We start from the raw sequence: 23,402 nt of genomic DNA, 5'->3' as shown, positions 1-23,402 counted from the left end.
GACCGAGGGTGTGATGAGTTGTGGCCATTTCGCTGTCAGTGGTGTTGCTGTTGGCGATCATCCTGGTGGTGTTGCTCAGGGGGGGATCCATCAAGGCGGGCCCGGCGATCGTCGCCGTGCTGTTCGGCTTCTTCCTCGCCTCGACCGGCATGGCCGACGACATCCAACGCTTCCTGAACTCCATAGCGGAGACCATCAACTCGATCCAGTTCTAGGTCTCCCGCGGGGCCACGGGCGTGAAAACGCTCAGGGCCCGGTTCGGATGAACCGGGCCCTGATGCCGTATGGAGCGGGCGACGGGAATCGAACCCGCGTAGCCAGTTTGGAAGACTGGTGCTCTACCATTGAGCTACGCCCGCACAGCACGCGCCGCAGGTCGGAGCGACCGCAGCACACAAGGCATCGTAGCGGGTCACCACCCCTCGTCGCACACCCCGTTTCCCGTCCGTACCCGCCGGTGACCGGCGCTGGTGAAATGCGGCGATCCAAGGGCCTGCGGGCATGTACCCTACGTGTCGCACCAGACGGGGTGTGGCGCAGCTTGGTAGCGCGTCCGCTTTGGGAGCGGAAGGCCGTGGGTTCAAATCCCGCCACCCCGACCAGCTGCCGGTCGACACCGGCGCACTCACGCGATCACGTCCGGTGATCGCGTCCCTTGATCGCCTTTGGGGCGTGTCGCCGCTGCCGTTACTATGCAAGCTGCATGCCCGCGTGTCTCTGCAGCCGGGCACGATCCCTAAAGTCAGCCCCCAAGGAGACCCAACCGTGAAGAGCGCCGTCGAGACCCTGAACCCGACTCGGGTTCGGCTCAGCATTGAGGTGCCCTTCGAGGAGCTCAAGGACAGCCTCGACGCGGCGTACAAGAAGATCAACCAGCAGGTCACGGTGAAGGGCTTCCGGAAGGGCAAGATCCCGGCGCGCGTCATCGACCAGCGGTTCGGCCGCGGTGCGGTCCTGGAGGAGGCGGTCAACGACGCGCTCCCGAAGTTCTACACGGAGGCGGTCAACGAGGCCGAGCTCAACGTCCTGGGCCAGCCCGAGGTCGACATCACGGACCTGAAGGACGGCGAGACGCTGAACTTCACCGCCGAGGTCGACATCCGTCCCGCCCTCGAGATCCCGGACTACTCCGGCATCGAGGTCGAGGTGGACGCCGTCGAGGTCACCGAGGAGGACATCGACCAGTCCGTCGAGCAGCTCCGCGAGCGCTTCGCGTCGACCTCCCCGGTCGAGCGGGCCGCCGAGGACGGCGACGTCGTCACCATCGACCTGGAGGCCAAGGTCGACGGCGAGGTGCTGGAGGACGGCATCGCCAGCGGCGTCTCCTACACCATCGGCTCGGGCGAGCTCCTTGACGGCATCGACGACGCCGTCAAGGGCCTGGAGTCCGGTGGCGAGGCCACCTTCGCCTCCGAGCTCAAGGGCGGCTCCGCGGCCGGCCAGGAGGCCGAGGTCACCGTCAAGGTCACCCAGGTCGCCGCGCGCGAACTGCCCGAGCTGGACGACGAGTTCGCGCAGCTCGCCTCGGAGTTCGACACCCTGGAGGAGCTGCGGGCGGACAGCCGCAAGCGCCTCGAGAACATGAAGCAGTACGACCAGGCCACCCAGGCCCAGGAGCGCGTGCTCGACAAGCTCCTGGAGCTCGTCGAGGTGCCCGTCCCCGAGAAGCTGCTCGAGGACGAGATCAACACCCGCAAGCACAACCTGGAGCACCACCAGCTCGGTCAGATGGGCCTCGACCTCCCGAAGTACCTGGAGATCCAGGGCAAGACGGAGGAGGAGTTCGAGACCGAGACGCGTGAGGCCGCGGTCAAGGGCATCAAGACCCAGTTCGTCCTCGACGAGCTGGTCAAGCAGGAGAAGCTGAACGTCAACCAGGAGGAGCTCACCGAGCACCTCATGCGCCGCGCGGCCTCCTCCGGCATGTCCCCCGACCAGTTCGCCCAGGCCGTCGTCGAGGGTGGCCAGGTGCCCCTCCTCGTCGGCGAGGTCGCCCGCGGCAAGGCCCTGGCCATCGTGGTCGAGGCCGCCACGGTCAAGGACACCAACGGCGAGGTCATCGACCTCGACGACGAGGACGAGACGGCCGAAACGGTCGAGGCGACCACGGAGACGGCGGAGGCCGCCACCGAGGAGACCCCGGCCGAGGAGAAGACCGAGGCCTGAGCCGAGGGCGCTTCACAGGTCGTAGAACGGGCCCTGGGGACACTGACCCCGGGGCCCGTCCGCCTACCTGGGTATGCCGACCTCAGGGGCGCGGGGCTGTATCGATGTGCGGCTCCGCCGCGCGGGCGCGACAAGCCCCCACCGGGCCCGCAGTCGCCCACGAACAGATCCACCGCCGCCCGCAGGCGACCAGCTGACCGCCGGTGGCAATACGCCCCCGGCGAACACCCCCCTTCCCGGGATTCACCGGACGGGCCTGCGCGTTAGGGTCCATGAGTACGGGGGCCGGAGAGTCCCTTTTGCAGCCCCCCGGACGGGAACACGTGAAGACGGCCCGGCGCCGTCGTAAGACGAGCAGGTGGATACGTGACGAATCTGATGCCCTCCGCCGCCGGCGAGCCTTCCATCGGTGGTGGCCTCGGCGACCAGGTCTACAACCGGCTGCTCAACGAGCGGATCATCTTCCTCGGCCAGCCGGTCGACGACGACATCGCCAACAAGATCACCGCGCAGCTGCTGCTTCTCGCCGCTGACCCGGACAAGGACATCTACCTCTACATCAACAGCCCCGGCGGCTCGATCACGGCCGGCATGGCGATCTACGACACCATGCAGTACATCAAGAACGACGTGGTGACGATCGCCATGGGCCTCGCCGCCTCCATGGGCCAGTTCCTGCTCAGCGCGGGCACCCCCGGCAAGCGCTTCGCGCTGCCGAACGCCGAGATCCTGATCCACCAGCCGTCGGCCGGTCTGGCCGGCTCGGCCTCCGACATCAAGATCCACGCCGAGCGTCTGCTGCACACCAAGAAGCGCATGGCGGAGCTGACCTCCCAGCACACCGGTCAGTCGTTCGAGGAGATCACCCGCGCCTCCGACCGCGACCGCTGGTTCGACGCCGACGAGGCCAAGGAGTACGGCCTCATCGACGAGGTCATCACGACGGCAGCCAACATGCCGGGCGGCGGCGGCACCGGGGCCTGAGGCCCCCTGCAAGCCCACAGCCGACCGCCTCAGCCCCTAGGAGAGAGACAGTGAACGACTTCCCCGGCAGCGGCCTGTTCGACCGCACGCGCGCCGAGTACACGGGTCCCGCGGCGGAGTCCCGCTACGTCATCCCGCGCTTCGTCGAGCGCACCTCGCAGGGCGTGCGCGAGTACGACCCCTACGCGAAGCTCTTCGAGGAGCGCGTGATCTTCCTCGGCGTGCAGATCGACGACGCCTCCGCCAACGACGTCATGGCGCAGCTGCTGTGCCTGGAGTCGATGGACCCCGACCGGGACATCTCGGTCTACATCAACAGCCCCGGTGGCTCCTTCACGGCGCTCACGGCGATTTACGACACGATGCAGTTCGTGAAGCCGGACGTCCAGACGGTCTGCATGGGCCAGGCGGCCTCGGCCGCCGCGATCCTGCTCGCCGCCGGTACGCCGGGCAAGCGCATGGCGCTGCCCAACGCGCGCGTGCTGATCCACCAGCCCTACAGCGAGACCGGCCGCGGACAGGTCTCCGACCTGGAGATCGCCGCCAACGAGATCCTGCGGATGCGCGCACAGCTGGAGGAGATGCTGGCCAAGCACTCCACCACGCCGATCGACAAGATCCGCGAGGACATCGAGCGCGACAAGATCCTGACCGCCGAGGAGGCGCTCTCCTACGGTCTGATCGACCAGATCATCTCCACCCGGAAGATGAACAACGCCGCCGTCTCCTAGACGGAAGGCTGTATCGTCTGCCGCCCCTTGGCATGGTTCATGTGCTTTGACACGCTGCACGTCAAAGTGAACCGCGCCAAGGGGGGCCCGAACGGGGGGCCCGGCAAGGTACCGTCGGATTAAGGCAGCACCAGGAGCCGCTGGATCTAGGCGTCTCCCAGGCGAAGGGGAAGCACACCGTGGCACGCATCGGTGACGGCGGCGATCTGCTCAAGTGCTCGTTCTGCGGCAAGAGCCAGAAGCAGGTCAAGAAGCTCATCGCAGGGCCTGGTGTGTACATCTGCGACGAGTGCATCGATCTCTGCAACGAGATCATCGAGGAAGAACTCGCGGAGACCAGCGAGGTCCGCTGGGAGGAACTCCCCAAGCCGCGGGAGATCTACGAGTTCCTTGAGGGCTACGTCGTGGGCCAGGAGCCCGCGAAGAAGGCCCTGTCCGTCGCGGTCTACAACCACTACAAGCGCGTGCAGGCCGGCGAGAACGGTGGCGCCAACGGCCGTGACGACGCGATCGAGTTGGCGAAGTCCAACATCCTTCTGCTCGGTCCCACGGGCTCCGGCAAGACCCTGCTCGCCCAGACCCTGGCCCGCATGCTGAACGTGCCGTTCGCCATCGCGGACGCCACGGCGCTGACCGAGGCGGGGTACGTCGGCGAGGACGTCGAGAACATCCTGCTGAAGCTGATCCAGGCGGCGGACTACGACGTCAAGAAGGCCGAGACCGGGATCATCTACATCGACGAGATCGACAAGGTCGCCCGTAAGAGCGAAAACCCGTCGATCACCCGCGATGTCTCCGGCGAGGGCGTTCAGCAGGCCCTCCTCAAGATCCTCGAGGGCACCACGGCCTCGGTCCCGCCGCAGGGCGGACGCAAGCACCCGCACCAGGAGTTCATCCAGATCGACACGACGAACGTGCTGTTCATCGTGGGCGGTGCCTTCGCCGGTCTGGAGAAGATCATCGAGTCGCGGGCCGGCGCCAAGGGCATCGGCTTCGGCGCGACGATCCACTCGAAGCGGGAGCTGGAGGCCAAGGACCAGTTCGAGGACGTCATGCCGGAGGACCTGGTCAAGTTCGGCATGATCCCCGAGTTCATCGGCCGCCTCCCCGTCATCACCTCGGTCCACAACCTGGACCGCGAGGCCCTGCTCCAGATCCTGGTCGAGCCGCGCAACGCGCTGATGAAGCAGTACCAACGTCTCTTCGAACTCGACGGCGTGGAACTGGACTTCGAGCGCGAGGCCCTGGAGGCCATCGCCGACCAGGCCATCCTCCGCCAGACCGGCGCCCGCGGCCTGCGCGCCATCATGGAGGAAGTCCTCATGTCCGTGATGTACGAGGTGCCTTCGCGCAAGGACGTGGCGAGGGTCGTCATCACGGCGGACGTCGTCCACTCCAACGTCAACCCGACGCTGATCCCGAGGGACGCGCGCAACGGCCGGGGGCCGGGCGAGCAGAAGACGGCCTGAGCCTCTCAACACCGCCGACGGGCAGGCACCTCGAGTTCGGGTGCCTGCCCGTCGGCGTGTCAGACCAAGGGCGATCGGATCGAGCCATCCTGCCGGTAGGAACTGGAGCCCGCCCTGCTTCTCTGATCGGATCACCGTGACCGAGCCGGACATGCATTCGAACGTCTGGCTGTGTGAAACGGGAGGATTCCGAATGACTTTCCAGAGAGCGAAGCGTATGGCGGTCGCGGCCGGTGTGGTGGTCGCGGCAGGGGCGCTGCCGGTCCTGGTGGCCTCACCGGCGAGCGCCACGCAGAGCGCATGCAGCAACTACGTTGCCACTCATGGATACTTCGCCGGCCCGAAGGTGAAGGCGGCCTGCGGTCACGAGCACTTGCCTGTCGGAGCCAGCCCCTTGTGTCTGACCGGGTTGGTCACCATCAGAGTGGACGCCACCACGGCGATGAACGCCTGCAGACTTGCCTGAGTTGAGTCGCTAGGACAGGACGGGGCGCCCGCGGAAGTCGCTGGGCGCCCCGTCGGCGTATTTCTGGCGTCAGGCCTTCACGCGTACGTCGTTGCGGAGCTTCGCCGCCAGGGAGGCGAGGTCGGCGACCGAACCGCCGTCGCCGCTGGCGAGTTGGGCGAGGCCGAAGGACGTGACCGCGGCGACCGTGCTGTGGTCGCCCCAGATGCACATCGGCATCTTGATGGTCTTGGCGGCGCCGGCGGACGCGCTCGACGAGTCGTTGTTCGTGATCTCGGCGATCTGGCACTTCATGATGCCGTTCTCGAAGCCGGCCGGCGTGACCTTCTCCGGGCTGCCGACCATCTTGCCGGTGCTGTCGCCGCTGCCCTCGTCCTTCTCGGACTCGGTCTTCAGCTTCACGAACATCGCGTCGACGACGGCCTCGGGATCGTCGATGGTGCCGTAGACGCCGCTGAAGGAGAGGTTCTTGGCGCTGAGCCCCGTGCCCTTCGCGTAGCCCGCGCTCGCGTCCTTGGGGTCCTTGACCCCCCACTTCTGGAAGTCCGCCTTGTCCTCGGCGGTCAGCCCGTCCGAGGAGTCGGCGCTGTCCGACTTCTTGTACTCGCCGTTGATCACCGTCGCCGGCGCCGAGAGCTTGTGCGGGCCGTCGTCCTTGACGCCGCTCGAACCGCTGCCGCCGCCCCCGCCGATCACGAAGTACGCGCCGACCGCGATCGCCGCCACGACCGCCACCGAGCCGATGATCACGCCCGTCTTCTTGCCGCCGCCACCGGAGGCCGGCGGCTGCGGCGGGTAGGGCTGCTGGCCGTAAGGCGGTTGCGGCTGCTGGCCGTACGGGTCCGGCTGCGGCGGCACGCCCTGCGGGGGCTGCTGCGGGTAGCCGTAACCGGGCTGCGGCTGGGCGGGCGGCTGCTGGGGGTAGCCGTAGCCGGGCTGGGGCGCCTGCGGCGGCTGCTGGCCGTACGGGCCCGGCTGGCCGTACGGACCGGGCTGCTGGGGCTGCCCGCCGTACGGGCCCGGCTGGTTGTGACTCATTACTGGGTTCCCCTCCAGATGTTTATGTGGCCCTGACATCCTGGCGCAGGCACAGGAACCTCACTGCATCGGGGGCCGCACCGTTACAGAACAAAGGCGTTTCGGGACAGGCCCGCGACACCCCTAAACTGGGCCCGTGACCGAGAATGCTCAGCAGCAGCCCACAGCGCCCGACACCGAACTGCCGACTCAGTACGCGCCGGCCGATGTAGAGGGACCGCTGTACGAGCGCTGGGTAGAACGGGGTTACTTCGCCGCCGACGCGAAGAGCGAGAAGCCGCCGTACACCATCGTCATCCCGCCGCCGAACGTCACCGGTTCCCTGCACCTGGGCCACGCCTTCCAGCACACGCTCATGGACGCCCTCACCCGCCGCAAGCGCATGCAGGGCTTCGAGGCGCTGTGGCTGCCCGGCATGGACCACGCCGGCATCGCCACCCAGAACAAGGTCGAGCAGCAGCTCGCCGAGGAGGGCAAGTCCCGCCAGGACCTGGGCCGCGAGGAGTTCGTCGAGCGGGTCTGGCAGTGGAAGGAGGAGTACGGCGGCAAGATCCTCGGCCAGATGCGCCGCCTCGGCGACGGCGTCGACTGGAGCCGCGAGCGCTTCACCATGGACGAGGGCCTGTCCCAGGCCGTCCAGACCATCTTCAAGCGGCTGTACGACGACGAGTTGATCTACCGCGCCGAGCGCATCATCAACTGGTGTCCGCGCTGTCTGACGGCCATCTCGGACATCGAGGTGGAGTACCAGGAGGACGACGGCGAGCTGGTCTCCATCACGTACGGCGAGGGGGACGAGACGCTGGTCGTCGCGACCACCCGCGCGGAGACGATGCTCGGTGACACCGCCGTCGCCGTCCACCCCGACGACGAGCGCTACAAGCACCTGGTCGGCAAGCGGATCAAGCTGCCGCTGACCGACCGTACGATCCCCGTCGTCGCGGACACGCACGTCGACCCCGAGTTCGGCACGGGCGCCGTCAAGGTCACCCCGGCCCACGACCCCAACGACTTCGCGATCGGCCAGCGCCACGGCCTGGAGTCGATCACGGTCATGGACGAGCGCGCGGTCATCACCGTCCACGGTCCCTTCGAGGGCCTGGACCGCTTCGAGGCGCGTTCCGCGATCGTCGCCGCGCTGCGCTCGCAGGGCCGGATCGTCGCCGAGAAGCGGCCGTACGTCCACAGCGTCGGCCACTGCTCGCGCTGCAGCACGACCATCGAGCCGCGGCTGTCCATGCAGTGGTGGGTCAAGGTCGGTCCGCTCGCCAAGGCCGCCGGTGACGCGGTCCGCGACGGCCGGGTGAGGATCCACCCCGAGGACATGTCGAAGCGGTACTTCGACTGGGTCGACAACATGCACGACTGGTGCATCTCACGGCAGTTGTGGTGGGGCCACCGCATCCCCGTCTGGTACGGCCCCGAGGGCGAGGTCGTCTGTGTCGGCCCCGACGAGGAGCCGCCGAGCGGCGAGGGCTGGCGGCAGGACACGGACGTCCTGGACACCTGGTTCTCGTCCGGCCTGTGGCCCTTCTCCACCCTCGGCTGGCCCGAACAGACCGCGGACCTGCGGAAGTTCTACCCGACCGACGTCCTGCTGACCGGCCACGACATCATCTTCTTCTGGGTCGCCAGGATGATGATGTTCGGCCTGTACGCGATGGACGGCGAAGTCCCGTTCAAGACCATCGCGTTGACGGGTCTGGTCCGTGACGAGCGCGGCAAGAAGATGTCGAAGTCCTTCGGCAACGTCGTCGACCCGCTCGACTGGATGGACAAGTACGGCTCCGACGCGGTCCGTTTCACGCTGGCCCGCGGCGCCAACCCCGGTACGGACGTGCCGATCGGCGAGGACTGGGTCCAGGCGTCCCGGAACTTCGCGAACAAGATCTGGAACGCGACGCGCTTCGCGCTGATGAACGGCGCGACGATCGAAGGGCCGTTGCCGTCCCCGTCCGAGATGTCGGCGACGGACCGCTGGATCCTGTCCCGGCTGAACAAGACGGTGGTCGAAGTCGACGCGTTCTACGACGACTTCCAGTTCGCCAAGCTGTCCGACGCGCTCTACCACTTCGCGTGGGACGAGGTCTTCGACTGGTACGTCGAGCTGTCCAAGACCACGTTCCAGGCGGGCGGGGACTCTGCGGAGGTCTCCAAGCGGGTCCTGGGCGAGGTCCTCGACGTCACCCTCCGTCTCCTCCACCCGGTCGTCCCGTTCGTCACGGACACCCTGTGGACGACGCTCACGGGCGGCGAGTCGGTCGTGATCGCGGACTGGCCGGGGGACAGCGGCTTCCGTGACGAGGCGGCCGAGCGCGAGATCGAGACGCTGCAGGCCGTGATCACGGAGGTCCGCCGCTTCCGTGCCGACCAGGGCCTGCAGCCCGGCCAGCGGGTCCCGGCCCGTCTCACCCTCGACGGTACGGACCTGGCTCCGCACGAGGCGGCGATCCGCCAGCTCCTGCGCCTGCAGCCGGAGGGCGAGTCCTTCACGGCGACGGCGACGCTTCCCGTCTCCGGGGCCGAGGTGGCGCTCGACCTCTCCGGCACGATCGACGTGGCCGCGGAACGCAAGAGGTTGGCGAAGGACCTCGCGGCGGCGGAGAAGGAGAAAGCCCAGGCGACAGCCAAGCTGGGCAACGAGGCGTTCCTGGCCAAGGCCCCGGACAACGTGGTCGACAAGATCCGGGGCCGCCTGACGAAGGCGGACGAGGACATCGCCAGGATCCAGGCCCAACTGGACAGGCTGCCGTCCGCGTAGGGATCTGTACGGCGGTGAAGGCCCCGGAACGTCAAAGTCTCCGGGGCCTTCGCGCACCCCCACGGCATCCCGCTCCCGGCGCTGGCCGGTGCCGCTGCGCCCACCCGTGCCGCCCCAGCGGCACGACTGCCCGCAGCTGTGGGTGGCTTTGGGGCGGTGGGGCCTCCCTGGGCGCGCCCCCGCTCCCGCTCCGTAGACTGGGCCCCGTGAGCGACACCGACCCCTTCGACGAGATCATCGCCAACGAGACCGACCGCGACCCCGACCTCGCGGTCATCGAGGCCGGCAGCCGCACCCTGCGGACCCAGGGCGCACCGCCGGAGGCAGACGTGCCGGCGCGCCCCGAGGACCCCGAGGTCGACAAGGCACTGCGCGAGGTCGAGGCGGAGCTCGCCACCCGGTGGGGCGAGACCAAGCTGGAGCCCAGCGTCACCCGCATCGCCGCGCTGATGGACCTCCTGGGCGATCCTCAGCGCTCGTACCCCTCGATCCACATCACGGGGACGAACGGCAAGACGTCGACGGCCCGCATGATCGAGGCCCTCCTCGGCGCCTTCGAGCTGCGCACCGGTCGCTACACCTCCCCGCACGTCCAGTCCGTCACCGAGCGGATCAGCCTGGACGGCGCCCCGATCTCCGCCGAGCGGTTCATCGAGACGTACGAGGACATCAAGCCGTACGTCGAGATGGTCGACACCCAGCAGCCCTACCGCCTGTCCTTCTTCGAGGTGCTGACCGGCATGGCGTACGCCTCCTTCGCGGACGCCCCCGTGGACGTGGCCGTCGTCGAGGTCGGTATGGGTGGCACCTGGGACGCCACCAACGTGATCGACGGTGACGTCGCCGTCGTCACCCCCATCGACCTGGACCACACCGACCGGCTCGGCGAGACGCCCGGTGAGATCGCCAAGGAGAAGTCCGGCGTCATCAAGCAGGACGCGACGGTCATCCTGGCCCAGCAGCCGGTGGACGCGGCCCAGGTGCTGCTGAAGAAGGCCGTCGACGTCGACGCCACCGTGGCCAGGGAGGGACTCGAGTTCGGGGTCGTCGCCCGCCAGGTCGCCGTCGGCGGGCAGCTGCTCACCCTGCGCGGCCTCGGCGGTGAGTACGGCGAGGTGTACCTCCCGCTGCACGGTGGCTACCAGGCGCACAACGCGGCCGTGGCCCTCGCCGCAGTGGAGGCGTTCTTCGGCGTCGGCTCCCAGCGTCCCGAGCCGCTCGACCTGGAAACGGTCCGCAAGGCCTTCGCCGCGGTGTCCTCGCCGGGCCGCCTCGAAGTCGTACGCCGCTCGCCCACCGTCGTGCTGGACGCGGCCCACAACCCGGCCGGCGCCCGCGCCACCGCCGAGGCGGTCGGCGAGGCCTTCGACTTCAGCCGGCTGATCGGCGTGGTCGGGGCGAGCGCCGACAAGAACGTGCGGGGGCTGCTGGAAGCCTTCGAGCCGATCTTCGCCGAGGTCGTCGTGACCCAGAACTCCAGCCATCGCGCGATGGACACCGACGAACTCGCGGGCATCGCCGTCGAGGTGTTCGGCGAGGACCGCGTCCAGGTCGAGCCGCGGCTGCCGGACGCGCTGGAGGCCGCGATCACGCTGTCCGAGGAGGACGGCGAGTTCGCGGGCGGCGGCGTGCTCGTGACCGGCTCCGTCATCACCGTGGGCGAGGCCCGACTGCTCCTGGGGAGGGGCTGACCACCCGTGCGTACGCTCTGTTCCTCTACCCTGATCGGCGAGTTCTTCGTGATCGGCTTCGCCGGCCTGGTCGCCATGAAGGACCCTGACCTGTCCATGTCGACCGTGTGGACGGTCAGCGGCATCGCGATGCTCCTGTCCGTCCTGCTGTGCGCCATGGTGACCCGCCCCGGCGGGATCGCCATGGGCTGGGCCCTGCAGATCGCGCTGATCGCGTCCGGCTTCATCGTGCCGTCGATGTTCTTCCTCGGGGCGATCTTCGCGGCCCTGTGGTGGGCGTCCGTGCACTACGGCAGGAAGATCGACGAGGCGAAGGCGAGATTCGCCGCGCAGGCGGGCTCGGCGGGCTCCTCTACACCTGACGCTGTGTGACAAGGGCCCCGACACGCCCTGTAATCTTCGAACACCCCGCACGATTCTTGATCCATAGGAGCCCTGCCGTGACTCAGCGCACCCTCGTCCTCCTCAAGCCCGACGCGGTCCGCCGTGGCCTGACCGGCGAGATCATCGGCCGCATCGAGCGCAAGGCCGACTGGCGGATCACCGCGCTGGAGCTGCGCACCCTGGACCAGGAGACGCTGGAGCAGCACTACGGCGAGCACAAGGGCAAGCCCTTCTACGAGCCGCTGGTGGAGTTCATGGCCTCCGGTCCGGTCGTCGCGCTGATCGTCGAGGGCGAGCGGGTCATCGAGGGTGTCCGCGCCCTGGCCGGTCCGACCGACCCGATCGCCGCCGCCCCCGGCTCCATCCGCGGCGACTTCGGCGTCATCGTGCGGGAGAACCTCATCCACGCGAGCGACTCCGTCGACTCGGCGGAGCGCGAGGTGAAGATCTTCTTCCCGGACCACGCATAGCGCTCCGGCAACCCGCTTACGGAGTTTTCGTGGACTTTTCTGACGGGGTGTCAGTCGGAGGGTTCTCCTGACCTGGGACGGCCGGTCCTTTTCGGCCGTCTCTCGGCATATGCGTGCCGATCGGGGGAACGAGTGCCCCCGATGGGCCGTCTCCAGAAGCGGGGCCGCGCATCATCTGCTGACAATGGCGAAGACCCTCACGCGGTGTTCGCGAAGGCGCGTCTACGATGGAAGCCTTCACGTCACTGCACCCACTTCGCCGACCTGAAAAGCCCTCAAAAGCTCCCAGGAAGGCCAGACGAATCCTGATGGGGAACTCAATGTCGTTCATCGGCCGTGACATGGCTGTCGACCTCGGGACCGCCAACACGCTGGTGTACGTCAGGGGTCGCGGGATCGTACTCAACGAGCCGTCCGTCGTCGCGATCAACACGAACACCGGTGGAATTCTGGCGGTCGGCGCCGAAGCCAAGAAGATGATCGGGCGGACCCCCGGCAACATCGTTGCCGTGCGCCCGCTGAAGGACGGCGTGATCGCCGACTTCGAGATCACCGAGCGGATGCTCCGCTACTTCATCCTGAAGATCCACAAGCGGCGGTATCTCGCGCGGCCGCGCGTCGTCGTGTGCGTGCCCTCGGGCATCACCGGCGTCGAGCGCCGCGCCGTCATCGAGGCGTCGTCCCAGGCCGGGGCGCGCCAGGTGCACATCATCGAGGAGCCCATGGCCGCGGCCATCGGTTCCGGCCTGCCGGTCCACGAGGCCACGGGCAACATGGTGGTGGACATCGGCGGCGGCACCACGGAGGTCGCGGTCATCTCGCTCGGCGGCATCGTCACCGCCCAGTCCATCCGCGTCGCGGGCGACGAACTGGACAACGCGATCATCCAGCACATCAAGAAGGAGTACAGCCTTCTGCTGGGTGAGCGGACGGCCGAACAGATCAAGATCACGATCGGTTCGGCGTACGACCTCGACGCTGACGAACACACCGAAATCCGCGGCCGGGACCTGGTCTCCGGCCTGCCCAAGACCGTGGTCATCTCCGCCGCCGAAGTGCGCAAGGCGATCGAGGAACCCGTCAACGCGATCGTCGACGCCGTGAAGACCACCCTCGACAAGTGCCCGCCGGAGCTGTCCGGCGACATCATGGACCGCGGGATCGTCCTGACCGGCGGCGGCGCCCTGCTGCGCGGCCTGGACGAGCGGCTGCGCCGGGAGACCGGTATGCCGATCCATATCGCCGAGGACCCGCTGGACAGCGTGGCGCTCGGTTCCGGCAAGTGCGTCGAGGAGTTCGAGGCACTTCAGCAGGTTCTCGACGCCTCGCCGCGCAGATGACGTAACTCTTCGATTCCGCCGTACGAGACGATCTCCTCTCGTGCGGCGGATCGTTGATATAGAGGCATAAGCTCGCGCATAAACAAACACCTGCATGGCACACACACCCCCCGCACATTCCTATGAGGAAGGCACGGCCGCCGCACGTGAGGGACACACGAGAGAGCCGGCTGCTCCTGGTGCTGCTGATCGCCGTCGCGTTCGCGCTGATCACGGTGGACATCCGCGGCGGAGAGGATTCGCCGGTCGACGGTGCCCGCCAGGCCGCGGCCACGGTCTTCGGCCCGATCGAGAACGGTGTGTCGTCCGCCGTCGACCCGGTCGGCAACGCCGTCTCCGCGATCCGCGACTCGGGTGAGCGGCACGACCGGCTCGCCCGGCTTGAGCAGGAGAACGCGGCCCTCAAGGCGAAGCTCGGCAGCGACGACCGCAACGCCAGCCGCCTCAGACAGCTCGACAAGATGCTGAAGGTCGCCGGCGAGGGCCAGTACGGCATCAAGGGCGCCCAGGTCATCGGCATAGGAGCGGCCCAGGGCTTCTCCTGGACCGTCTCGATCGACATCGGCGCCAACGACGGCATCAAGCGCGACATGACCGTCCTCAACGGCGACGGTCTGGTCGGCCGCGTGACGACCGTAGGACCCAACACCTCCACCGTGCTGCTCGCCAACGACCCCGACTTCACCGTCGGCACCCGCATGGAGGGCAGTGACGAACTCGGTTTCGCCTCAGGACAGGGCGACCGCCCGCTGCGCGTCGAACTCCTCAACGGCAAGGCCGAGGTGAAGAAGGGCGACCGCCTGGTCACCTTCGGCTCGCAGGCCGACAAGCCCTTCGTGCCCGGCGTCCCGGTCGGCATCGTCTCCCGCGTGGAGCCCTCGGCGGGCGGCCTGACCCGCACCGTCTACGTCACGCCGTACGTCGCCTTCACCAAGCTCGACGTCCTCGGCGTCGTCGTGGAGGCCCCCAAGCAGGACCCGCGGGACACGGTGCTCCCGAAGAAGCCCAAGCCGACCCCCACACCGACGGTCACCGTCACGGTCACCCCGTCCGCAGGCGCACCCGTCGACGGTCAACAGCAAGAGCAGCAGTAGGAGCTGAGTCACCCCCATGCGCGTCAACCGGATCCTGCTTTCCTCGGCCCTGGTCGTCGTCGCCCTGGTGCTCCAGGTGAGCGTCCTCGCCCGCCTCCACCTCCCGGGTGCCGTCCCCGACCTGCTGCTCCTGACCGTCCTCGGCCTCGCCATGGTCTACGGCCATGTCGGCGGCGCCCTCGTCGGTTTCGGCGCGGGACTGCTCGCCGACCTCGCGCCACCCGCCGACCACGCGGCCGGGCGCTACGCCCTGGTGCTGTGCGTCGTCGGCTACCTCGCGGGCCTGGCCAGACCGGAGAACGGCCGGCTCAAGTCGGCCACCGGCCCCATGGTCGTCGTGGTCGCCGCCGCGATCGGCTCGACCCTGCTCTACGCGGGCGTGGGCGCCCTCGTCGGTGACACCGCAGCCCGCCATGTCGGCCTGCCCAGCCTGCTGTTCTCCGCTGCCCTGTACGACCTGTTGCTGGCCCCCTTCGTCGTGCCCGGCATCATGGCGCTGGCCCGGAAGGCGGAGAACGACCCGCTCGCCGAGACCAACTCCGCGGCGAGCAAGGCCACCGACATCTCCTCCGGCTGGCTGTCGGCCGGCACCGGACTGAAGATCGGCGGCCAGCGCGGCGGCCTCGGCTCCCTGAAGACCAAGGCACGCGCCCGCACCACCCGCGTGGGCCGCATCAAGGGGGTCAAGCGGCTGTGAGCGCGCGGGAGTTGGCGGCGGGCATTCACAGGTCCGTCGGATATGACACAGACACACACTGAGAGGGGGAGGCAGCCGCAGTGACCAACATCCCCGAGACCGGTCGGACCCCACGCGTCCAGATCAGGCTCGTCGTCATCCAGATCCTCGTCCTCTCCCTGCTCGGCACCCTCGGCGGACGCCTGTGGTACCTGCAGATCCGCGAGGGCAACGCATACGCCAAGGAGGCGTCCGGCAACCACGTCCAGCAGGTCGTCCAGCCCGCCGTGCGCGGCTCGATCCTGGACGCGCGCGGTGTCCCGCTCGCCGACAACGAGACCCGGCTCGTGGTCTCCGCCTCCCGCACCGACCTGCTGAAGATGAAGGACGACGGCAAGGCCGTCCTGACCAAGCTGGCCGGCGTCCTCGGGATGAAGCCCCAGGAAGTCATCCAGAAGGTCCGCCTGTGCGACGCGCAGACGCCCAAGCCCTGCTGGAACGGCTCGCCCTACCAGCCGATCCCGATCACCGACGAGGCCACCGCCAAGCAGGCCCTGCAGATCCGCGAGCGCGCCGAGGACTTCCCCGGCATCACCGCCGAGCCGGAGGCCGTGCGCCGCTACGCGAGCCCCGGCAAGTCCAACACCGCCCAGGTCCTCGGCTACCTCTCGCCGGTCACCGACGACGAGATCACCAAGGCCCAGGACACCGACTCGCCCTATCTGCGCTCCGACCAGGTCGGCCGCTCGGGCCTTGAGCGCCAGTACGACAAGGAACTGCGCGGCAAGGCCGGCGTCACCCGCTACGAGGTCGACAACCTCGGCCGCGTCATCGGCAAGGCGGAGTCCGACGCCGCCGAGCCCGGCGCCAACCTCGTCACCAGCATCGACGCCCGCGTCCAGCGGGTCGCCGAGTACGAGCTGAACAACGCGATGAAGAAGGCCCGGGAATCGTTCGACAAGATCACCGGCGAGAACTACAAGGCCGACTCCGGTGCCGTCGTCGTCATGGAGGCCAAGACCGGCCGGGTCGTCGCCATGGCGTCCGCGCCGACCTACGACCCGAACGTCTGGGTCGGCGGCATCTCCGCCAAGGACTACAAGAAGCTCACCGGCAAGAACTCCGACTACCCACTGCTCAACCGCGCCATACAGGGTCAGTCGGCGCCCGGTTCGACCTTCAAGGTGGTCTCCACGGCCGCCGCGGTCGAGGCCGGCTACGAGTGGGACGGCGGCTACCCCTGCACCAGTTCGTACTCCGTGGGCGGCCAGGTCTTCAAGAACTTCGAGGGCGAGAGCTTCGGCCCCATCTCGCTGGGCCGCGCCCTGGAGGTCTCCTGCGACACCGTCTTCTACGGTCTCGCCGACCGCGAGTGGAAGAAGGACGGCGGCATCAACCCGAAGAAGGGTGAGCCCAAGGACTACTTCTACAAGGCGGCCCACCAGTTCGGCCTCGGCAAGGAGACCGGCATCGACCTCCCCAACGAGGTCACCGGCCGCGTCCCGGACCGCCAGTGGAAGCTCGACTACTGGAAGGCCAACAAGGACGCCTGGTGCAAGTCCGGCAAGAAGGACGGCAGTTATGTCGAGAAGATCGCGTACGAGAACTGCCTCGAAGGCAACAAGATGCGCGAGGGCGACTCGATCAACTACTCCATCGGCCAGGGCGACACCCTCGTCACGCCGATCCAGGAGGCCGCGATCTACGGCGCCATCGCCAACGGCGGCACCATGTACCAGCCCACCATCGGCAAGGCGATCGTCAGCCCCGACGGCAAGACCGTCCAGGAGATCAAGCCGAAGCCCGTGGGCAAGCTGCCGGTCAGCAAGGCGACCATCAAGGGCATGGACTCCGCCCTCGCCGGCGTGGTCACCCGCGGTACCGCCGCCTGGAAGTTCGGCGGCTGGCCGCAGGACAAGATCCCGCTGCACGCCAAGACCGGTACCGCCGAGGTCTACGGCAAGCAGACCACGTCCTGGCTCGCCACCTACTCCAAGGACTACACGGTCATCATGACCATCGCCCAGGCCGGTACCGGTTCGGGCGCCTCCGGTGAGGCCGTGCGCGGCATCTACAACGCCCTCTACGGCGTCTCGGCGGACGGCACGATCGACAAGAAGAAGGCGATGCTGCCGACCCCGCAGAAGGGGCTGCCGAAGGTCAGGACGGACGGCACGATCAACTCCCCGAAGATCGCCAAGGACCCGGTCAAGGAGCTCAAGGCGACCGACGCGGGCACGGCGGCGCCGGACGAGACCCAGCCCGGCGCGACCACCAACACGCCGACCACGAACCAGAACACGCGAAGGCGACCCCGTAAGCGAGGCAGCCGGAGGATGCTCACATGACCGGCAACAGCTTCTCCGTCTCCGGCTACGGCCCCGAGCGCGCGGGCTGGACCCGGGTCTTCGCCCGCGACTCGCTGGCCCGGCGCCTGGACTGGCCGATACTGCTGGCCGCGCTCGCCCTGTCGATGATCGGCGCGGTCCTCGTCTTCTCGGCGACCCGCAACCGCACCGAGATCAACCAGGGCGACCAGTACTACTTCCTCATCCGGCACCTCATGAACACCGGCATCGGCTTCTGCCTGATGATCGGCACCGTCTGGCTCGGCCACCGCACCCTGCGCACCGCCGTCCCGATCCTCTACGGCGCCTCGGTCTTCCTGATCCTGCTGGTGCTCACCCCGCTGGGCTCCACGGTCAACGGCGCGCACTCCTGGATCGTGCTCGGCGGCGGCTTCTCGCTGCAGCCCTCGGAGTTCGTGAAGATCACGATCATCCTCGGCATGGCGATGCTGCTGTCCGCCCGGGTCGACGCCGGCGACAAGAAGTACCCCGACCCCCGTACGGTCCTCCAGGCCCTGGGCCTGGCCGCCGTACCGATCCTGGTCGTGCTGCTCATGCCCGACCTCGGCTCGGTCATGGTCATGGTGATCATCATCCTCGGCGTGCTGCTCGCCTCCGGCGCCTCCAACCGCTGGGTGTTCGGGCTGATCTCCGCGGGCGCGCTGGGCGCGATCGCGGTCTGGCAGCTGCACATCCTGGACGACTACCAGATCAACCGCTTCGCCGCCTTCGCCAACCCCGACCTCGACCCGGCGGGCGTCGGCTACAACACCAACCAGGCGCGCATCGCGATCGGCTCCGGCGGGCTGACCGGCTCCGGGCTGTTCCACGGCTCGCAGACCACCGGCCAGTTCGTGCCCGAGCAGCAGACCGACTTCGTCTTCACGGTCGCGGGGGAGGAGCTCGGCTTCGTCGGCGCGGGACTGATCATCCTGCTGCTCGGTGTCGTCCTGTGGCGGGCCTGCCGCATCGCCCGCGAGACGACCGAGTTGTACGGCACGATCGTGGCCGCCGGGATCGTGGCGTGGTTCGCCTTCCAGGCCTTCGAGAACATCGGCATGACCCTCGGCATCATGCCGGTCACCGGTCTGCCGCTGCCCTTCGTCTCGTACGGCGGTACGTCGATGTTCGCGGTCTGGGTGGCGGTGGGGCTGCTGCAGTCGATCAGGGTGCAGCGACCGATGTCGGCGTAGGCAGGCACCCGTTGACCCTGCGTTTCCCCGGGATTCGCTCATGACGGGCCCTGCCGCTGGGCAGGGAATCCGCTTACATTCAGGTCATGGCGGACACAAAGCGTGAGATCGAGCGGAAGTACGAGTCCGACGACAGTGGACTGCCCGACCTGACCGGCGTCGCAGGTGTCGCGACCGTCGTCGACAAGGGCGTCGCGCACCTGGACGCCACCTACTACGACACCGCCGACCAGCGCCTGGCCGCCGCGAAGATCACCCTGCGCCGCCGCACCGGCGGTTCGGACGCCGGCTGGCACCTGAAGTTCCCGGTCGCCCCCGACATCCGCGACGAGATCCACGCCCCGCTCTCCGACACCCTCCCGCCCGACCTCGCGGGACTGGTCCGCGCCCGCGTCCGGGACGCCGAGCTGATCCCGGTCGTCCGGCTGCGCTCCGACCGCGACCTGCGCCACCTCGTGGACGCCGCCGGCCGCCTCCTCGCCGAGGTGAGCGTGGACGCCGTACACGCCGAAGGGCTCGCGGAGGGTGCCGGCACCGCGCAGTGGACCGAGCTGGAGGTCGAGCTGGCCGACGGGGGTGACCCGGCCTTCCTCGACAAGGTCGAAAAACGGCTGCGCAAGGCGGGCGTACGGCCCTCGAAGTCCTCGTCCAAGCTGGCCCGGGCGCTGACGGAGACGGCACCGAAGAGGAAGGGCGGCGGCAAGAAGAAGCAGCCCTCGCCCGGGGCCCCCGTGACCGCGGGCGACCACGTCCTCGCGTACGTCCGCGAGCAGCGGGACGCGATCCTCGAACTCGACCCGGCCGTACGGCAGGACGCGCCCGACTCCGTCCACCGCATGCGGGTCGCCACCCGCCGCACGCGCAGCGCCTTCCGCTCGTACGCGAAGGTCCTCGACCGCACGGTCACCGACCCGATCGGCGAGGAACTGAGGTGGCTGGCCGGCGAACTCGGCGTCGACCGCGACCGCGAGGTGATGACCGAACGCCTGTCCGCCGCCGTCGACGCACTGCCCCCCACCCTCCTCCACGGCCCGCTCCGCACCCGCCTGCACACCTGGGCCAACGCCCGCCGCGGCGGATCGCGGCGCAGGCTGACCGGCGTACTGGACTCCAGGCGCTACCTGGCCCTGCTCGACGCGCTGGACGCCCTGGTCGCGGACCCGCCGCTGCTCGCGGACGCCGCCGGGAAACCGGAGAAGGTGATCGCCAAGGCCGTACGCAAGGACTTCGGGAAGCTGTCGGACCTGGTGGACCAGGCCGTCGCCCTCGAACCCGGCGCGGAGCGCGATGTGGCCATCCACGAGGCGCGCAAGAAGGCGAAGCGGGCCCGGTACTCGGCCGAGGCCGCCGCACCCGCCCTCGGCTCTCCCGCGTCCACGCTGGTCAAGTCGATGAAGTCGGTGCAGAGCCTGCTCGGCGACCACCAGGACAGCGTGATGACCCGCGTGACCCTGCGCGAGTTGTCCGCCGTGGCGCACGCGTCGGGGGAGAACACCTTCACGTACGGGCTGCTGTACGGGCGTGAGGAGCAGGTCGCGGCGGGTGTCGAGGCGCGGCTGCCGGAGGTGTGGGAGGGGATCAGGACGTCGGCGGTGCTCTGAGGGGTCGAGCGGGTGTCGGGTCCTCGTGCCGTCGGGCGCCGGTGCTCCGGGCGCTCTCGGCGGTCGGGGAGGTCCCGGGGGCGCGTTAGGCTGGATGGTCACCCCAGTCCTTTCAGTCCAGCCCACGAAGGTGCGCGAGATGCCTGCCGAAGTCGCTGCGGCCGCCGAGTCCGTGTTTCCGCAGCTCGAAGCCCTGCTCCCGCATGTGCAGAAGCCGATCCAGTACGTGGGCGGTGAGCTCAACTCCACGGTCAAGCCGTGGGAGTCCTGCGACGTCCGCTGGGCGCTCATGTACCCGGACGCCTACGAGGTCGGGCTGCCCAACCAGGGCGTCATGATCCTCTACGAGGTCCTGAACGAGCAGCAGGGCACCCTGGCCGAGCGCACGTACAGCGTGTGGCCGGACCTGGAGGCGCTGATGCGGGAGCATGGCGTCCCGCAGTTCACGGTGGACAGCCACCGCCCCGTGGGCGCCTTCGACGTGTTCGGCCTGTCCTTCTCCACGGAGCTGGGCTACACGAACATGCTGACGGCCCTGGACCTGGCGGGCATCCCGCTGGAGTCGAAGGACCGGGGCCTGGACGACCCGATCGTCCTGGCGGGCGGCCACGCGGCCTTCAACCCCGAGCCGATCGCGGAGTTCATCGACGCGGCGATCATCGGCGACGGCGAGCAGGCGGTCCTCGACATGACGAGGATCATCCGCGAGTGGAAGGCGGAGGGCCGCCCTGGCGGCCGCGAGGAGGTCCTGCTCCGCCTCGCGAAGACGGGTTCGGTGTACATCCCGGCGTTCTACGACGTCGAGTACCTCGCCGACGGCCGTATCGCCCGCGTGGTCCCCAACAGGTCGGGCGTCCCGTGGCGGGTCTCGAAGCACACGGTCATGGACCTGGACGAGTGGCCGTACCCGAAGCAGCCGCTGGTCCCGCTCGCCGAGACGGTCCACGAGCGGATGTCGGTGGAAATCTTCCGCGGCTGCACGCGCGGCTGCCGCTTCTGCCAGGCGGGCATGATCACCCGCCCGGTGCGCGAGCGCTCGATCACGGGCATCGGCGAGATGGTGGACAAGGGCCTGAAGGCGACGGGCTTCGAGGAAGTGGGCCTCCTCTCCCTCTCCTCGGCCGACCACTCGGAGATCGGCGACATCGCGAAGGGTCTGGCGGACCGGTACACGGAGGACAAGATCGGCCTGTCGCTCCCGTCGACGCGGGTCGATGCCTTCAACGTGGACCTGGCGAACGAACTGACGCGCAACGGGCGTCGCTCGGGCCTGACCTTCGCCCCCGAGGGCGGCTCGGAGCGCATGCGCAAGGTCATCAACAAGATGGTCACGGAGGAGGATCTGATCCGTACCGTCTCCACGGCGTACGGCAACGGCTGGCGCCAGGTGAAGCTGTACTTCATGTGCGGCCTGCCGACGGAGACCGACGAGGACGTCCTCCAGATCGCCGACATGGCGATGAACGTGATCGCCGAGGGCCGCAAGGTCTCCGGCCAGAACGACATCCGCTGCACGGTCTCGATCGGCGGCTTCGTCCCGAAACCCCACACTCCCTTCCAGTGGGCCCCGCAGCTCTCGGCGCAGGAGACGGACGCGCGCCTCGAAAAACTCCGGGACAAGATCCGCGGCGACAAGAAGTACGGCCGCTCGATCGGCTTCCGCTACCACGACGGCAAGCCGGGCATCGTGGAGGGCCTGCTGTCCCGGGGCGACCGTCGTGTGGGCGCGGTGATCCGCGCGGTCTACGAGGACGGCGGCCGCTTCGACGGCTGGCGCGAGCACTTCTCCTACGACCGCTGGATGCGCTGCGCGGAGAAGACGCTGCCGGCGTTCGGGGTCGACGTCGACTGGTACACGACCCGCGAGAAGACCTACGAGGAGGTCCTGCCCTGGGACCACCTCGACTCCGGCCTCGACAAGGACTGGCTGTGGGAGGACTGGCAGGACGCGCTCGACGAGACGGAGGTCGAGGACTGCCGGTGGACGCCTTGTTTTGACTGTGGGGTGTGTCCGCAGATGGACACTTGGCCACAAGTAAGTAACAGCGGGAAGAAGTTGTTGCCACTGACGGTCAAGAAGGACGGCCCGACCAGCGGACACACGCACTGACGTGAGCGAGGCGTTGGGGCGGATCGCGGAGGTGCTGGGGGACGGCAGCGAGGACGAGGTTGCTGCCGTCTTGGGGGCGCTGGGTGCGCGGAGTGGGAGTGGGCGGCGGCCTGTCGTGGGGGAGGCGCTCAGAACGCCCCTGCCGGCGCCTGGGGACTCGGCGGCTGTCGAGTCTGAGGTGGAGTGGGTCTGAGGGGCTGACGGTCCAGGAGGACGCGGTACGGGGTTGGTCGTCGCCTGAGTGGCTCTTGGTTCGCCAGTTAGCTTCTGGCCTTCTAGTGTGGCGATATCCGCTACAGAGGCGGCAGTCATGCCGGCGAGTAAGCCGCGAATAGTGCCAGCGGGGGAGTCGGGGCCTCTCGCGCGAAGCCGCTGTCGCAGAAGAATCGGCGGGGTTGTGGGTTGTGTGCTGGAGCCTTGGCCGTCGTAGTCGTGTTGGTGGGCCGGCAGTGGTGACACTCACGTGGTGTCACGCTCGGGCAGTTGATGATCAATTCACCACGAGGAACCCTCTCCCTCTGTACGCCATGGAAGAACCGCGCCGCGCTGTCCGGCCACTTCTCCATGATCATCCTCTGGCGCGAGGACAAGGTCTGCCGTCATGTTGCTGCGCCTCATCCTCGTCTCGCCCTTCAGAGGCTTGGGGCGCATTGCGGGACTGGACCATATTGAGGTGACCACGACAAGGTGCTCTGGCGTCGATAGTTGCAGGCTTGATTCCCAATGACGAGGTATGGACGGCGCCCCATGGGTCGACGGCGGGGCCTTGTGGATGGGAGTCAAAGTGCACCAAGTCCTGCACGCGTCTCAATACCCTGCAAGAATGAGAGGCGGGGCAGAGCCGTCCCTTTTCGGCATCCACGGGGGTGAGCGTGGTGGC

General features: G+C 68.4%; 18 protein-coding genes and 2 tRNA genes. 18 read left to right on the top strand and 2 right to left on the bottom strand.

The window, feature by feature from the left end:
• The first annotated feature begins 20 nt into the window (after window positions 1-20).
• Window positions 21-215 (top strand): hypothetical protein, encoded by a 195-nt coding sequence (locus ACIQI8_RS14760; protein WP_123999966.1) that lies wholly within the window; start codon window positions 21-23, stop codon window positions 213-215.
• A gap of 70 nt (window positions 216-285) precedes the next feature.
• Here the strand turns inward: ACIQI8_RS14760 and ACIQI8_RS14755 are convergent.
• Window positions 286-359, bottom strand: a tRNA-Gly gene (locus ACIQI8_RS14755).
• Window positions 360-525: 166 nt separating this feature from the next.
• Between ACIQI8_RS14755 and ACIQI8_RS14750 the strand changes: the two genes are divergently transcribed.
• The 6 genes from ACIQI8_RS14750 to ACIQI8_RS14725 all read left to right on the top strand — a co-directional run bounded on the left by ACIQI8_RS14750 (window position 526) and on the right by ACIQI8_RS14725 (window position 5,816).
• Window positions 526-602, top strand: a tRNA-Pro gene (locus tag ACIQI8_RS14750).
• Window positions 603-765: 163 nt separating this feature from the next.
• Window positions 766-2,166, top strand: a complete 1,401-nt coding sequence (gene tig / locus ACIQI8_RS14745) for a trigger factor (protein ID WP_402349217.1) — start codon at window positions 766-768, stop codon at window positions 2,164-2,166.
• A 378-nt stretch (window positions 2,167-2,544) separates the two neighbouring features.
• Complete coding sequence (locus ACIQI8_RS14740; RefSeq protein WP_030601513.1) at window positions 2,545-3,150, top strand: ATP-dependent Clp protease proteolytic subunit; 606 nt, start codon at window positions 2,545-2,547, stop codon at window positions 3,148-3,150.
• A gap of 50 nt (window positions 3,151-3,200) precedes the next feature.
• Window positions 3,201-3,881: an ATP-dependent Clp protease proteolytic subunit gene (locus ACIQI8_RS14735; protein WP_401721084.1), complete on the top strand. Its 681-nt coding sequence runs from the start codon at window positions 3,201-3,203 to the stop codon at window positions 3,879-3,881.
• 179 nt (window positions 3,882-4,060) lie between these two features.
• Window positions 4,061-5,350, top strand: a complete 1,290-nt coding sequence (gene clpX / locus ACIQI8_RS14730; RefSeq protein WP_123999963.1) for an ATP-dependent Clp protease ATP-binding subunit ClpX — start codon at window positions 4,061-4,063, stop codon at window positions 5,348-5,350.
• 136 nt (window positions 5,351-5,486) lie between these two features.
• Window positions 5,487-5,816, top strand: coding sequence for a hypothetical protein (locus tag ACIQI8_RS14725; protein WP_402349213.1), 330 nt, complete (start codon window positions 5,487-5,489; stop codon window positions 5,814-5,816).
• Window positions 5,817-5,885: 69 nt separating this feature from the next.
• Here the strand turns inward: ACIQI8_RS14725 and ACIQI8_RS14720 are convergent, their stop codons facing one another.
• Complete coding sequence (locus ACIQI8_RS14720) at window positions 5,886-6,854, bottom strand: hypothetical protein (protein ID WP_402349210.1); 969 nt, start codon at window positions 6,852-6,854, stop codon at window positions 5,886-5,888.
• 136 nt (window positions 6,855-6,990) lie between these two features.
• Between ACIQI8_RS14720 and ACIQI8_RS14715 the strand changes: the two genes are divergently transcribed.
• From ACIQI8_RS14715 to ACIQI8_RS14665, 11 genes are all read left to right on the top strand, one after another.
• Entirely contained in the window at window positions 6,991-9,615 is a 2,625-nt protein-coding gene (locus ACIQI8_RS14715) for a valine--tRNA ligase (RefSeq protein WP_402349208.1), read from the top strand.
• Window positions 9,616-9,821: 206 nt separating this feature from the next.
• Window positions 9,822-11,306 (top strand): bifunctional folylpolyglutamate synthase/dihydrofolate synthase, encoded by a 1,485-nt coding sequence (locus ACIQI8_RS14710; RefSeq protein ID WP_402349205.1) that lies wholly within the window; start codon window positions 9,822-9,824, stop codon window positions 11,304-11,306.
• A 6-nt stretch (window positions 11,307-11,312) separates the two neighbouring features.
• Window positions 11,313-11,678 (top strand): DUF4233 domain-containing protein, encoded by a 366-nt coding sequence (locus tag ACIQI8_RS14705; RefSeq protein ID WP_402349202.1) that lies wholly within the window; start codon window positions 11,313-11,315, stop codon window positions 11,676-11,678.
• A 68-nt stretch (window positions 11,679-11,746) separates the two neighbouring features.
• Window positions 11,747-12,160, top strand: coding sequence for a nucleoside-diphosphate kinase (gene ndk, locus ACIQI8_RS14700; RefSeq protein WP_402349199.1), 414 nt, complete (start codon window positions 11,747-11,749; stop codon window positions 12,158-12,160).
• A gap of 320 nt (window positions 12,161-12,480) precedes the next feature.
• Window positions 12,481-13,500, top strand: coding sequence for a rod shape-determining protein (locus ACIQI8_RS14695; protein WP_123999956.1), 1,020 nt, complete (start codon window positions 12,481-12,483; stop codon window positions 13,498-13,500).
• A gap of 146 nt (window positions 13,501-13,646) precedes the next feature.
• The gene (gene mreC / locus ACIQI8_RS14690; protein WP_402349196.1) at window positions 13,647-14,594 is read left to right on the top strand and encodes a rod shape-determining protein MreC; all 948 of its coding nucleotides are present in this window, start codon (window positions 13,647-13,649) and stop codon (window positions 14,592-14,594) included.
• A gap of 16 nt (window positions 14,595-14,610) precedes the next feature.
• On the top strand, window positions 14,611-15,291 hold the full coding sequence (gene mreD, locus ACIQI8_RS14685) for a rod shape-determining protein MreD (RefSeq protein WP_402349193.1): 681 nt from the start codon (window positions 14,611-14,613) through the stop codon (window positions 15,289-15,291).
• A gap of 80 nt (window positions 15,292-15,371) precedes the next feature.
• Window positions 15,372-17,618 carry a penicillin-binding protein 2 gene (mrdA, locus tag ACIQI8_RS14680; protein WP_402349191.1) on the top strand — a complete coding sequence of 749 codons (2,247 nt, stop codon included), beginning with the start codon at window positions 15,372-15,374 and terminating at the stop codon, window positions 17,616-17,618.
• Complete coding sequence (rodA, locus tag ACIQI8_RS14675; RefSeq protein WP_402349189.1) at window positions 17,615-18,811, top strand: rod shape-determining protein RodA; 1,197 nt, start codon at window positions 17,615-17,617, stop codon at window positions 18,809-18,811. Before mrdA ends, rodA begins: the two co-directional genes overlap by 4 nt.
• Before the next feature lie 86 nt (window positions 18,812-18,897).
• Complete coding sequence (locus ACIQI8_RS14670; protein ID WP_402349186.1) at window positions 18,898-20,412, top strand: CHAD domain-containing protein; 1,515 nt, start codon at window positions 18,898-18,900, stop codon at window positions 20,410-20,412.
• A gap of 139 nt (window positions 20,413-20,551) precedes the next feature.
• Window positions 20,552-22,522 (top strand): TIGR03960 family B12-binding radical SAM protein, encoded by a 1,971-nt coding sequence (locus ACIQI8_RS14665; RefSeq protein WP_402349183.1) that lies wholly within the window; start codon window positions 20,552-20,554, stop codon window positions 22,520-22,522.
• Window positions 22,523-23,402: the final 880 nt, after the last annotated feature.

The organism is Streptomyces sp. NPDC092369 (genome assembly GCF_044755245.1).
Classification (GTDB): domain Bacteria; phylum Actinomycetota; class Actinomycetes; order Streptomycetales; family Streptomycetaceae; genus Streptomyces.
The sequence above is the reverse complement of the archived record's forward strand: the minus strand, read 5'-3'. Positions and strand labels throughout refer to the sequence as shown.